Genomic DNA, 12,977 nt, shown 5'->3' with positions numbered 1-12,977 from the left:
TAATTGCAGGTCCTGTTAGGAAGCGGCTTCTTCGCTTTCGAACATCTGCATCGGCTGGCCGGGCATGATGGTCGAGATTGCGTGTTTATACACGAGTTGCGAATGGCCGTCACGGCGAAGCAAAACACAGAAGTTGTCGAAGGACGTCACTACGCCCGTCAGCTTAACGCCGTTAATCAGAAAAATTGTCAGTGAAATCTTTTGCTTGCGAACAGTATTGAGAAATAAGTCCTGCAGATTCTGAGAACGTTCCGCCATCGCGCCGCTTCTTTCTTTATTGCCGGCTTTGTTTTGCCGGTGGAATATTAATCAACCTCGCCTGCAGGCAGCTGACAACCCTCATCCCCTCTGCCCAGAAAGCCTTGGTATCAAATCGCAATCTTTTCCGCAACGTCGAAAAAGGCTTCCCGAATTTTCTGGGAGACGCTGCCCGGATGGCCGTTAGCGATCGTCTGACCATCGATCGACACAACCGGAAAGCAGATGCTCGTGGCGGCCGTGATGAAGACTTCGCGTGCAGCAAGCATCTCTGCGACCGAGAACTTTCGCTCTTCGATTTTCAGCTCCAGCTTGGCTCCGACATCGATCAGCGTCGTGCGGGTAATGCCGCGGAGAATGCCATGTTCGGCCGGGCGCGTGATAAGCGTGCCATTGCGATCAACGATCCAGACATTGGTGGCGGCCCCCTCCTTCACCATGCCTTCGGCGTCCACGTAGATCGCTTCCTGGGCGCCAGCTTCTTTTGCCTGCTGGCGCGCCATAGCGTTTGGCAGGAGACCAACGGACTTGATATCGACGCGATCCCAGCGATTGTCGGGAACCGTGATCGCCTTGATGCCTGTCGCGTTCTTCTTGGCGATGATCGAAGGATCGGTGCTCTTGGCGGTGACGACCAGGGAAGGCGGCGTTCCCTCTGCCGGAAACGCATGATCGCGACGCGCAACGCCGCGCGTGATCTGCAGGTAGAAGAGACCGTTGCGGACTCGATTGCGTCGCAGCGTTTCGCGAATGACGCGGGTCAGCGCATTGCGGCTCATCGGCCAGGCGATGCGCAACTCGCCAAGCGAGCGGTCCAGCCTGTTCAGGTGACGCGTAAGATCGACGATATAGCCATGGCGGACTTCACAAACCTCGTAGACGCCATCCGCGAACTGATAGCCTCGATCCTCGATGTGGACCATCGCGCTCGAGTGCGTGATATAACGGCCGTTCACATAGGCTATTCTGGGCATGGAGAACCTGTGCAGGGGGGAATAGGCGGGAAATGATGGACGGCGCACCGCCCCTTGTATCAGACGCCGAGCGACTTCAGCTTGCGGTGCAGCGCCGAACGCTCCATGCCGACGAACTCCGCCGTGCGCGAGATATTGCCGCCAAAGCGATTGATCTGCGCAATCAGATAGTCCTTCTCGAACATTTCGCGCGCCTCGCGGAGCGGCAGCGTCATGATGTGGTAATCGTTCTTCGCGGAAACCTTCGGCAGCATGTCGCCGAGATCAGTCGGCAGCATTTCGGCCGTGATCGGCGCGTCCGGGCCATCGGAGCGAGCAAGGATCATTAGCCGTTCGATGTTGTTGCGCAACTGGCGGATGTTGCCCGGCCAATCATGCGCCTGGAGCACTGCCATCGCATCGTCGCCGATGCGGCGTGGGCGGATGCCGGCTTGCTCGGAGATCTGCCGCATCAGTTGATCGACCAGAAACGGGATGTCTTCGCGGCGTTCCGCAAGCGCCGGCACGCGCACCGGTACCACGGCTAGACGATGGTAGAGATCTTCGCGGAACCAACCCTCGGCGATGCGATTCTCGAGATTGTAGGCCGTCGACGAGATAATGCGGACATCGACCTTCACCCGCTTGGAGCCGCCGACGCGCTCGAACTGCTGATCGACAAGAACACGCAGGATCTTGTTCTGTGTCTCGCGCGGCATTTCCCCGACCTCGTCGAGATAGAGGATGCCTCGGTGCGCCTCTTCCAGCGCGCCAATCTTGCGCGCCTGGCCGGGCGAACCTTCCGTGCCGAATAGCGCGATCTCCATGCGCTCCGGCGTGATATTGGCGGCATTCAGCGCCACGAAGGGGCCGTTCGCCCGCGCCGACTTCTTGTGGATCATCCGGGCGACGAGCTCCTTGCCGGAACCCGACGAGCCGAAGATCATGATACGGCTGTTGGTGGGCGAAACCTTTTCAATCGTCTGGCGCAGTTGCGAGACCGCGACCGACGTGCCGATGAGTTCGACCGGATCGCCAGCCTTGCGCTTGAGTTCCGATACTTCGCGCTTCAGCTTCGAATTCTCGAGCGCGCGTTCGGCGATGAGGATCAGCCGGTCGGCCTTGAACGGCTTCTCGATGAAATCGAATGCGCCGCGTTTGATGGCGGACACAGCGGTCTCGATGTTGCCGTGACCGGAAATCATGACAACGGGGATATCCGGGTGGCGCGTCTTGACCTCATCGAGCAGCGATAGGCCGTCGAGCTTGCTCCCCTGCATCCAGATGTCGAGGAAGATCAACCGCGGCGCACGATCGGAGATCGCAGCCAAAGCGCTGTCGCTGTCGTGTGCCGTGCGGGTCTCATGTCCCTCATCAGACAGGATACCGGAGACGATCTCGCGGATGTCGTGCTCGTCATCGACGACCAGAATATCAGAGGCCATAAACACTTTCCTTGTCACTTGCGGCCGGGGCAGAAGGCACGGTTTCCAGACGTGGCAGGTGCACGCGGATCATGGCCCCTCTTCCCTGGTCGAAATCAGCGGGCGCGTCATGCAGTTCGAGCTGCCCGCCATGTTCCTCAATAATTTTCTTGACGATCGCCAGACCAAGTCCAGTGCCCTTCTCGCGCATCGTCGTATACGGTTCGAGAATGCTATGGCGGTTCTCCACCGGCAGGCCGCGACCGTTGTCGATCACATCGACAGTAAAGCGGTCGCGTACCGGATCAAGCGAAGCACGAACCAGGATCTTGCGCTGGTCGCGCTCACCGCTCGGCACCGCTTCGATCGCTTCCACCGCGTTCTTGATCAGATTGCCGAATGCCTGACCGAGCATGCGACTATCGAATTGTCCTTCCAGCGGCTGATCGCCCAGTTCCTGCTGGAAGCTAACGTGGCTGTTGCCCATCTCGCGCAGGAACACCGCGTCGTGCAGGATTTTCCGGAGATCGCTCGGCTCCTTGATCGGCTTTGGCATCCGAGCGAATGACGAGAACTCGTCGACCATGCGGCCAATATCGCCCACCTGTCGGATGATGGTCTCCGTGCACTGGTCGAAGACACCCCGGTCGTTCTGGTCGATCTGTTTCCCATAGCGGCGCTGGATGCGCTCCGCCGACAGCTGGATCGGCGTCAGCGGATTCTTGATTTCGTGAGCGATACGACGAGCGACGTCGCCCCATGCCGTCGAGCGCTGTGCAATCACGAGATCGGTGATGTCGTCGAGCGTGATGACATAGGATTCGCTCATGTCGCGAACCTCCTCACGCGTCACCTGGACGCTGAGGGTCCGTACGGTCCCTGCCCGCACAAGCGCAATCTGCTTGCGGAAATCGCCGCGATAGCGGGAGGCAGCTTCGGTCAAAACCTGATCCACCTCGGGCGCAATCTCGGAGAGTTGCTTGCCGACCATGTCCGACGCTTGCAATGCCATCAGCACTTCCGCCGAACTGTTGACGATGGTGATCCTGCGATCGTGCTCGACGCCGATGACCGAGGCAGTCACGCCGGAAAGAACGGCTTCGATGAAGCGGCGACGGTCGTCCACCTCGTCCTTTGCTTCCAGGATCTCGTCACGTTGCGTGCGGATTTCCGAGATCATCTTGTTGAAGGTGCGCGACAGGTTCGCAACGTCGCCGTCAACCGCATGGACGGGCACGACAATATCCATATTGCCCGAAGCCACACTATCCGCCGCCGTAATCAGCAGGCGGATTGGGCGCACGATACGGTCGGCAACGGCGATCGCCGTCCAGATGGCGGCCAGCAGAACGATCAGGGCAAAGCCAATGTAAAGAACCGCGAAGGCGATCTGCAACGAGAAGCGCCCAGCCTCCATGGATTTATATTCGGTCGCATTCTCCTCCATGAGGCGCATCGCGCCCATGACCTTAGGATCCACCGCGCGGACCGTGTAGAGGAACGCTCCGTCGATCGCATCGAGCTTGATGATGGCGCCGACCAAATTCGTTACACCCGGCGGGATCAAGGTGGGCTGCCCGGCCGCGGCCTTGTCCAAGGCGTCCTGAGGAATTGCCGGCAACGGCTTCTCGGTCTTGATATCAGCTTGGGTAATCACCGAGCCGTCAGGCTGGACGAGAAAGGCGCCCAGCAGCCCGCGGCCTCGCGCCTGTCGTGTCATCAAATCGGAAAAACCCGTGCGATCGAGATTGAACAGCGCTCTATTGCGTTCGAGGTCATTCGCCATCGATACGGTCTGGCCCTGCAGATAGCTCGCATTCTCCATCATGTAGGCCTGCCCGATGTTGCGGGAGGAACTGATGATCGACTGCGTACGAAGGGCAAACCATCGGTCGAGGCCGGCGTTCAGCGTGATACTGGCGAAAATGGCGACTAGGATCGCCGGCGTGATAGCGACGATCGAGAAAAGCACAACGATACGGATATGAAGCCGCGCCGCCGCGCGCCCACGTTTGCGCGCCTTTAACAGGCGAGAGACCTCACGTGCAATGAGGGCCATCAAACCGAGCACGAAGAACGAGTTCACGACAACCGAGGTGACGACGACGTGGTAGGTCGGCGCGATCGGGGTCAGCCCAAGCAGCACAAAAAGCGTCAGTGTGGCGCAGAGAAGCGCACCGCCAGCAAGGATCAACCCCGGCAGTGCAAACAGGGCGCGGCGATCGGTCACGGCCGTGACAGCTTCGCCTTCCGCCGCAGGCGGCACCGCATCCTGTTCCATTCGCTTAATTCTCCTGGCGGCAGACCATCGCCTCCGCCGCTCCCCGCCGACAGGGGCGGAAACCGCCAGCCTGCCTACACGATGCGACGACAAGTGCCGCTACGCTCTTAGACCGCTGCGAAAACCCGGACCCCATGCGTGACTTCTAAGCAACGCATTGTGGCGAAAATGCAACGTCGCCAGTCACATTGTCAAGCAGTGCGGGAGCTTCTGTACACCGATACGCCAAGCTCTCTGATCTTCTTACGCAGCGTATTGCGGTTCAGACCCAAAAGATCAGCTGCTTTTATCTGATTACCACGCGTGGCCGTAAGGGCGGCAAGAATCAGCGGATACTCCATTTCCGTCAGCACACGATCGTACAGCCCCGGCGGCGGCAGGCCTTCGCCGAAACCAGCGAAGTATGCGCGCATGTTTTCCTCGACAGCCTGGGCAATCGTCATGTTGCCGGTGCGGATCGGCCCTTTATCGATCGGGCTGTCCGGAACATCCGACCGAAGCTCGGCCTCGATGATTTCGCGGGTGATCACATCCTGTGGATAAAGTGCCATCAGCCGGCGAATGAGGTTCTCTAGCTCGCGCACGTTCCCCGGCCAGGCGTAGGCCTTCATCAGATCGAGTGCTTCCTGATCGAAGCGCTTGGAGCCGAGCCCTTCCTTTTCCGCCTGCTGGACGAAGTGGCGCACGAGATCAGGAATATCCTCGGCGCGATCGCGCAGAGGCGGCAGCCGCAGCGGAACGACATTCAGGCGATAGTAAAGGTCCTCGCGGAAGAGACCTTGGTTGATTGCCTGTTTCAAATCCTTATTGGTCGCGGCGACGATGCGAACATCGGTGCGGATCGGCGTGCGACCGCCGACTGTGGTGTATTCGCCCTGCTGCAGTACGCGCAGAAGGCGCGTCTGAGCGTCCATCGGCATGTCGCCGATTTCATCAAGAAACAGCGTGCCGCCTTCGGCCTGCTCGAAACGTCCAGTGGAGCGAGTCTGGGCGCCCGTGAACGCGCCCTTCTCGTGGCCAAAAAGCTCGGATTCGATCAGGTCGCGCGGTATTGCCGCCATGTTAATGGCAACGAACGGCCCGTTGCGGCGCTTGCCGTAGTCATGTAGCGCTCGCGCCACGAGTTCCTTGCCTGTTCCCGACTCGCCGGTGATCATGAGCGTGAGATCGGTCTGCATCAGGCGCGCAAGGACGCGATAGATTTCCTGCATCGCTGCCGAACGGCCGACAAGCGGCATTCCGTCCTGCATGTCCTCGTCGAGCTTGGCGGGCCTGCGCTTCGGCTCGGCGAGCGCACGACCGATGATACCGATCAGTTCCGTCAAGTCGAACGGCTTCGGCAGATAATCGTAGGCGCCCTTCTCGGAAGCCTTGATCGCTGTCATGAACGTGTTCTGGGCGCTCATGACAAGCACGGGCAGATCCGGGCGCGCTTTCTTAATGCGCGGCAGCAGGTCAAACGCGTTTTCATCCGGCATCACGACATCGGTTACGACAAGATCGCCCTCGCCTGCCGACACCCAACGCCAGAGCGTGGCCGCGTTGGAGGTAATTCGCACGTCATAGCCGGCGCGGCTCAGAGCCTGATTAAGCACGGTACGAATTGCCGCATCATCATCCGCGACGAGGATCGTTGCTGTCATCGAGTAGGTCCTGTGGGAGTTATGGTCGTTGCGTCTTCCATGGATGCGTCCTTGGAGGCCGGCATCAAGACGCGGAATGTCGTGCGGTTGTTCTGGCTGTCGCATTCAATAATGCCGCCGTGGTCACCGATGATCTTGGCGACGAGCGCGAGCCCGAGGCCGCTACCGTTCGTCTTCGTCGTAATGAACGGATCAAACAGGTGCGGCAGCAGGTCGACCGGCACACCTGGGCCGTTGTCTTGAACACAAAACTCCAGCGGCAGCGAAATCTTTTCGCGCGTACCGGCGACCGACAAACGAATGCCCGAGCGATAAGCCGTCGTCAAAACGATCTCGCCATCCGGGCGATCGCCTACCGCTTCGGCGGCATTCTTCACGAGATTGAGGAACACCTGAACAAGCTGATCGCGGTTTGCGTAGACCGACGGCAATGACGGGTCGTAGTTTTCGGTGATGCGGAGGTGCCGCGCAAAGCCCGCCTTTGCCACAGCCTTCACGTGGTCGAGAACGGAGTGGATGTTGACGGGCATCCGATCAACGGGCCGCTCGTCCGAGAAGACCTCCATGCGATCCACCAGCGAGACAATGCGGTCGGTTTCATCGCAGATCAGCCGTGTCAAAGCGCGGTCGTCGTCGACGACCGATTGCTCCAGCAGCTGTGCTGCACCGCGAATCCCGGAAAGCGGATTCTTGATCTCGTGCGCCAGCATGGAAGCGAGCCCGGTGACCGAGCGGGCGGCCGCACGATGCGTCAGCTGGCGATCAATCTTGTCCGCCATCGACCGCTCCTGGAAGACGATCACGACCGAACCCGGATCGCTGACCACAGGCGCAACGTATAAGTCGACGAGCTTGTCCTGTCCGAGGCGAGGCGAGCTCAAGTCGACTCGATACTCGTTGATCGGCGCCCGCCTTTCGCGAACCTGATCGATCAAGGCCAGTAGCGGACTGCCGAACGGGATAAAGGTCGAGATCTTGTACCGAGCAAGGTGGGCGGCGCTGGCACCAAAGAAGGCCTCCGCCTCCCAATTGGCGAAAGCGACGAGCCCGGCCTCGTTGACCATAACAACGGGATTCTGAATCGCGTTAAGCACAGCGATCGCAACCGCGCTACCGCCGTTGTCGATCGACGATGGCACATCATTCGTCATGCAGCCTCCCGGGTCTGCGTGTCCGATGCCGCAGCCATCAATGCACCATAAAACCTTGCAGCAACGTCGTCGGGCTCCCGCGCGGTCATGATCGCAGCCTTCTCCTGCGTTGCGATATCAGGCGCAAAGCGATCGAGATACCAACCAAGGTGCTTCCTTGCATGGCGAACGGCGACTGCCTCGCCGTAAAATTCAAGCATCATTTTGTAATGCTCAGCGGCAATGTCGGGGACTTCCCACATTTCCGGCGCGACATGGCCGGCCAATACCCCGGCGTGCCATGGTCTACCCTGACACCCTCTACCGATCATCACGGCATCGGCGCCCGAGCGACGCAGAATCTCATGCGCATCTTCAACGGTTTCGACATCGCCGTTCGCAACCAGAGGAACGGTGATGGCATCGCGCACCGCGCGGATTGCATCCCAGTCGGCCCGGCCTTCGTAAAACTGCATGCGCGTGCGGCCGTGGATCGTAATCAGCTGGACGCCTGCGTCCTCCGCGCGACGCGCAATCTGCGGCGCGTTGATCGAGTTCTCATCCCAACCGAGCCGCATCTTCAGGGTCACGGGAATGCTGACTGCCTTGACTGTCGCCTCAATGAGGCTGAGGGCGTGATCGGGATCGCGCATCAAGGCGGAGCCGGAATAACCGCCGATCACCTTCTTGGCCGGACATCCCATGTTGATGTCGATAATATCAGCGCCATGGCCGGCCGCGATCTTCGCAGCCTCAGCCATCCAGTGCGCTTCGCGGCCAGCGAGTTGCACCATGTGCGGCTCAAAACCTGCGCTCTCAAGGCGCGCCCATGATTCGGCGGTACTGTTGACGAGTTCACGGCTCGCAACCATTTCGGTCACCACAAGCCCGGCGCCATGGCGCCACGCCAGTTGACGGAACGGCATATCCGTCACGCCGGACATGGGCGCCAGGACGACACGGTTCCTGACTTCCACAGGTCCGATCCGCAAAGGTGATGCGAGGTCAAAGTCCAACAAGTGATTATCTTTCAGGCACGCATAATGCGTGCACTATTTTTAGACAGATTTAAATGGCTTGCCAAGAGGGCAGTGCGCGAATTGACATTTTTCGGGCAAATGCTGGAATTCGATGCGCCAAGCCGCTAAGCACCGGTGCAGTATCGCGTTTTGAGGATTTATGCCGCAAATGCATCAAAAGCAACCAGCAATAGGTATTGTCGTCGTGGCGGCCGGGCGTGGCGAACGCGCGGGCGCATCCGAGGAAGGTCCCAAGCAATATCGGGCGATTGGCGGCAAGCCGGTGATCACTCATACATTGCAGAAGTTCGCCAGTTGGGAGCTTGCTCGCCACATCGTCGTGGTCATCCACCCCGACGACGAGGCCCTGTTTGCCAATGCCAGCAGTCAGGTCCATTCGGGCACGCCGGTCGATGCGGTCCACGGCGGCTCGACGCGCCAGCAATCCGTTCTAGCGGGGCTGCGCCATTTGCGCGGCAAGAACCTCTCGCATGTTCTGATCCACGACGCCGTACGCCCCTTCTTCGACCACACCCTTCTCGATCGCATCGCTGCCGTCCTCTCGGAGGGCGTGCCGGCAGTTCTGCCGGCTATGGCCGTTGCTGATACGTTGAAACGAGCGAATCCCGACGGAACGGTTCTCGATACAGTTTCCCGCGCACAGCTCTATGCAGCGCAAACGCCGCAATCGTTTGCTTTCGAACCGATCTTGACTGCCCACGAGAAAGCAGCCGCCGCAAACCTGACGGACTTTACCGATGACGCGGCCATTGCCGAATGGGCCGGTCTACGGGTACGGATCGTCGAGGGCCTGGCGGACAATGTGAAACTGACGGTCAAACGGGACATCGCAATGGCAAACAGCATTCTTTCAGGACAGACACTCCCCGATGTGCGTACGGGCAACGGTTACGATGTTCACCAGCTCGAGCCCGGCGACGGCGTAACACTTTGCGGCGTCTTCATTCCCCATGACCAGAAACTCAAGGGCCACTCTGATGCAGACGTCGCGCTGCACGCCCTGACGGATGCACTGCTTGCGACCTGTGGCGCCGGCGACATCGGCGACCATTTTCCGCCATCGGATCCGCAATGGAAGGGTGCGCCTTCACGCATCTTCATCGAACATGCGGCAAAGATCGTGCGCGAGCGCGGCGGCACGATCATGAACGCCGACGTGTCGTTGATCGCCGAAGCGCCCAAAGTCGGGCCGCATCGCGAGGAGATGCGCGCCAAGCTGTCCGAATTTCTCGGCATCACCATTGACCGCTGCTCGGTGAAGGCGACGACGAACGAAAAAATCGGCTTTGTTGGTCGTCGCGAGGGCATCGCCGCGATAGCTACAGCAACTGTCGTCTACAGGGAAAGATGAGATGAGCATCTTCCCGGCTGACATTGTCGCGCAAGCCGAATCCATCGTTCGAGACTTCACTGCCGCGGGGCTGACGATCTCGACGGCAGAATCTTGCACCGGCGGGTTGATTGCCGGCGTACTGACGGAGATCTCAGGGTCTTCTTCAGTCGTGGACAGAGGTTTCGTCACCTATACAAATGCCGCCAAGATAGAGATGCTTGGCGTGCAGGAGGAAACGCTGACCCGCTTTGGCGCAGTCTCGGAGGAGACGGCACGGCAGATGGTGCATGGCGCCCTCTTCCGCTCCCGCGCTGCTGTCGCTGTTGCCGTGACGGGCATCGCCGGCCCCGGCGGCGGGTCAGCGGAAAAACCCGTCGGCCTCGTCCACCTGGCGGCCAAATCGCGCAAAGGCGGGCTTATTCATCGGAAGATGCTCTATGGCGATATCGGCCGCGACCAGGTGCGCATCGAGACGGTCAGGACCGCGCTCGGCATGATCCTGGAATTGGCTCAGCCGTAAATCTTTGTCGCCCGCGTTTCGAAGGCTTCCGAGAACATGCGGAAGGCGCGATCGAACATCGAACCCATGACTGCCCCAAGGATGCGGCTCCTGAACTCATAGTCGATGAAGAAGTGGATGTTGCTGCCCGTCGCCGTTTCTTCGAAGCGCCAGCGATTGTCGAGATAGCGAAACGGCCCATCGATATACTTGACCTCGATGAGGCGTTCGGCCCGGTTCAATAGTACCTGTGTCGTGAAGGTTTCGCGGATCGCCTTGTAACCGACCGTCATATCAGCGATCAGCAGAACCTTGCCGTCACGCTCCTTGCGGCTGCGAATGCTCAAGGCCTCGCAGAGCGGCAGGAATTGTGGGTAGTGCTCGACATCAGCGACGAGGTCGAACATCTGATCGGCGGAATGCGGGACGGAGTGGTGCGTTTCGAACTGAGGCATGATCGGCAGTTAAGTAGGAGCGCCAAGAAGATCAAGAAGGTGGTTCACCTCCCGCCGGGTTTTCAGCTGGAAAACCGGGACATTCGGGCCATGCTTGTCGAGTGCAGCAATCACCAGGGGCGTGAACTGCTTCTCGAACGTCCAGATGTAGGTCAGGAACTCCCGGTCCGGCACTCGCTCCAGGCATCCGGGTGCCATGTCCGGCCGTGTCCTGCCGAAATGAAAGAACGCGCGTTTGCAGATGCCCCACAGGCAAAGCCAGCGCGACATGCGTACCCAGATGACCAGTTGCGTGCGCGGGACGCGAATATCGAAGGTCGATGGGCCAGTTCCGTCCATGAGCCAACGTTGGCTGCCGACAACGTTGGTGATCAAACGGCGCTCTTCGTCCTTGGAGCGCTTGACCCAGCCCGGCAACCAGAAGAACTCTCTATCCATCGAGAAATAAGGAAGATCGAGCCTGCCGCTGAGTTTTCGCGACAAGGTGCTCTTGCCGCCGCCAGAGCAGCCGATGACCATAATGCGCTCGGACAGCCGCAGCAGTCCGGCGGCTTTGCGCATGTCGTCGATATAAGCCGGCATCTTCATTGCCTCGCTTGACTGCAAACAGAAAGCCGCGGGAAGATTGCCGCGGCCTTAAAAAAATGCAAGCGCTCGTTGATTATTCCGCTGCGATCAGCAGCTTCTTCTCGCGTGCGGCCTTCAGGCGGGCAAAATCGTCGCCGGCATGGTGTGACGAGCGCGTCAGCGGGCTCGAAGCCACCATCAGGAAGCCCTTGGTGTAGGCGACCGTCTCGTAGGATTTGAATTCGTCCGGGGTGACGAAGCTCATGACCGCATGGTGCTTGCGGGTTGGCTGCAGGTACTGGCCGATGGTCAGGAAGTCGACGTCTGCGGTCCGCAGGTCGTCCATCAGCTGCAGCACTTCGTTTCGTTCTTCGCCGAGGCCGACCATGATGCCCGATTTGGTGAACATGGTGGGGTCGAGTTCCTTCACGCGCTGCAACAGACGGATGGAGTGGAAGTAGCGAGCACCCGGACGAACGGTCAGGTAATTTCCGGCGACCGTTTCCATGTTGTGGTTGAATACGTCGGGCTTGGCGGCGACGACGCGCTCTAGGGCACCGGGCTTCTTCAGGAAGTCAGGCGTCAGGATTTCGATGGTGGTCGTCGGCGACGCCGCACGGATCGCCCAGATCACCTTCTCGAAGTGCTCAGCGCCACCATCCTCCAGATCATCGCGGTCCACGGAGGTGATGACGACGTGGCTGAGGCCCATCTCCTTCACTGCCTTGGCGACATTCTCCGGCTCGGCCATGTCGAGCGCATTCGGCTTGCCTGTCGCGACGTTGCAGAAAGCGCAGGCGCGGGTACAGATCTCGCCCATGATCATGAACGTCGCGTGCTTCTTGTCCCAGCATTCGCCGATGTTGGGGCAGCCGGCTTCTTCACAAACAGTGACGAGCTTGTGCTCCTTCACGATCGAGCGTGTCTCCGCGTATCCCTTCGAGGTCGGCGCCTTGACGCGGATCCAATCCGGCTTGCGCATGACTTCCGTGTCCGGGCGATGCGCCTTTTCCGGATGCCGCACACGCTTGGCGTCAGGATTGATCGTGTCGAGAATGGTTACCATGGCAGTTCAAATCTCCGCCGCTCCATGCGGCAAAAGCCCTATCTATCGGCGGACGAGCCGCGCGACGAATATCAGCAAGCAGGCACCAAGAAAACCCGTGACGAAATAGCCGAGCCTGCCGCCGGCCACCTCTATATGAAATTGCGCCAGAATCGCGGTAGCGACGACTGAGCCGACGATGCCGAGCACGATGTTGAGCAATATCCCGTAGCGCGCCTCCATCAGCTTGCCTGCGAGCCAACCCGCAAAACCGCCGATGATGATCGCCGCGATCCAGCCTACGCCTTCCATCCTGCCCTCGCCCGTTATAGTCCCATGTTCAACCGCA

Annotated in this window: 13 protein-coding genes; 2 read left to right on the top strand and 11 right to left on the bottom strand. The window is 59.8% G+C overall.

What is annotated here, in order from left to right:
- Window positions 1-15 precede the first annotated feature (15 nt).
- The 7 genes from hfq to dusB all read right to left on the bottom strand — a co-directional run bounded on the left by hfq (window position 16) and on the right by dusB (window position 8,633).
- The gene (gene hfq, locus K9B32_RS20680; protein ID WP_003539403.1) at window positions 16-258 is read right to left on the bottom strand and encodes an RNA chaperone Hfq; all 243 of its coding nucleotides are present in this window, start codon (window positions 256-258) and stop codon (window positions 16-18) included.
- 110 nt (window positions 259-368) lie between these two features.
- Window positions 369-1,232 (bottom strand): D-amino-acid transaminase, encoded by an 864-nt coding sequence (locus K9B32_RS20675; protein WP_224565533.1) that lies wholly within the window; start codon window positions 1,230-1,232, stop codon window positions 369-371.
- A 59-nt stretch (window positions 1,233-1,291) separates the two neighbouring features.
- Window positions 1,292-2,656 (bottom strand): sigma-54-dependent transcriptional regulator, encoded by a 1,365-nt coding sequence (locus tag K9B32_RS20670; protein WP_224565531.1) that lies wholly within the window; start codon window positions 2,654-2,656, stop codon window positions 1,292-1,294.
- Window positions 2,646-4,916 carry a sensor histidine kinase NtrY-like gene (locus K9B32_RS20665; protein WP_224565529.1) on the bottom strand — a complete coding sequence of 757 codons (2,271 nt, stop codon included), beginning with the start codon at window positions 4,914-4,916 and terminating at the stop codon, window positions 2,646-2,648. Before K9B32_RS20665 ends, K9B32_RS20670 begins: the two co-directional genes overlap by 11 nt.
- A gap of 191 nt (window positions 4,917-5,107) precedes the next feature.
- Entirely contained in the window at window positions 5,108-6,559 is a 1,452-nt protein-coding gene (ntrC, locus tag K9B32_RS20660; RefSeq protein WP_007793323.1) for a nitrogen regulation protein NR(I), read from the bottom strand.
- On the bottom strand, window positions 6,556-7,710 hold the full coding sequence (locus tag K9B32_RS20655) for a two-component system sensor histidine kinase NtrB (RefSeq protein ID WP_007793321.1): 1,155 nt from the start codon (window positions 7,708-7,710) through the stop codon (window positions 6,556-6,558). The genes ntrC and K9B32_RS20655 overlap by 4 nt, the downstream gene beginning before the upstream one ends.
- Complete coding sequence (dusB, locus tag K9B32_RS20650) at window positions 7,707-8,633, bottom strand: tRNA dihydrouridine synthase DusB (RefSeq protein WP_411969731.1); 927 nt, start codon at window positions 8,631-8,633, stop codon at window positions 7,707-7,709. The genes K9B32_RS20655 and dusB overlap by 4 nt, the downstream gene beginning before the upstream one ends.
- A 235-nt stretch (window positions 8,634-8,868) precedes the next feature.
- Between dusB and K9B32_RS20645 the strand changes: the two genes are divergently transcribed.
- Together K9B32_RS20645 and K9B32_RS20640 are read left to right on the top strand one after the other, a co-directional pair.
- Window positions 8,869-10,080: a bifunctional 2-C-methyl-D-erythritol 4-phosphate cytidylyltransferase/2-C-methyl-D-erythritol 2,4-cyclodiphosphate synthase gene (locus K9B32_RS20645; RefSeq protein WP_224565525.1), complete on the top strand. Its 1,212-nt coding sequence runs from the start codon at window positions 8,869-8,871 to the stop codon at window positions 10,078-10,080.
- A gap of 1 nt (window position 10,081) precedes the next feature.
- Window positions 10,082-10,582: a CinA family protein gene (locus K9B32_RS20640; protein WP_224565523.1), complete on the top strand. Its 501-nt coding sequence runs from the start codon at window positions 10,082-10,084 to the stop codon at window positions 10,580-10,582.
- Here the strand turns inward: K9B32_RS20640 and K9B32_RS20635 are convergent.
- The 4 genes from K9B32_RS20635 to K9B32_RS20620 all read right to left on the bottom strand — a co-directional run bounded on the left by K9B32_RS20635 (window position 10,573) and on the right by K9B32_RS20620 (window position 12,940).
- On the bottom strand, window positions 10,573-11,016 hold the full coding sequence (locus tag K9B32_RS20635; RefSeq protein ID WP_224565521.1) for a type II toxin-antitoxin system RatA family toxin: 444 nt from the start codon (window positions 11,014-11,016) through the stop codon (window positions 10,573-10,575). The genes K9B32_RS20640 and K9B32_RS20635 overlap by 10 nt on opposite strands.
- A 9-nt stretch (window positions 11,017-11,025) precedes the next feature.
- Window positions 11,026-11,598 carry an AAA family ATPase gene (locus tag K9B32_RS20630; protein WP_224565519.1) on the bottom strand — a complete coding sequence of 191 codons (573 nt, stop codon included), beginning with the start codon at window positions 11,596-11,598 and terminating at the stop codon, window positions 11,026-11,028.
- A gap of 79 nt (window positions 11,599-11,677) precedes the next feature.
- Window positions 11,678-12,649, bottom strand: coding sequence for a lipoyl synthase (gene lipA / locus K9B32_RS20625; RefSeq protein ID WP_224565517.1), 972 nt, complete (start codon window positions 12,647-12,649; stop codon window positions 11,678-11,680).
- A gap of 42 nt (window positions 12,650-12,691) precedes the next feature.
- Window positions 12,692-12,940, bottom strand: a complete 249-nt coding sequence (locus K9B32_RS20620; RefSeq protein WP_037117818.1) for a GlsB/YeaQ/YmgE family stress response membrane protein — start codon at window positions 12,938-12,940, stop codon at window positions 12,692-12,694.
- Between the last annotated feature and the right edge of the window lie 37 nt (window positions 12,941-12,977).

It is taken from the genome of Rhizobium sp. 3T7 (genome assembly GCF_020166565.1).
Taxonomy (GTDB): Bacteria; Pseudomonadota; Alphaproteobacteria; order Rhizobiales; family Rhizobiaceae; genus Rhizobium.
Note: the sequence above shows the minus strand (reverse complement) of the source record. Positions and strands in the feature narration are given on the sequence as shown.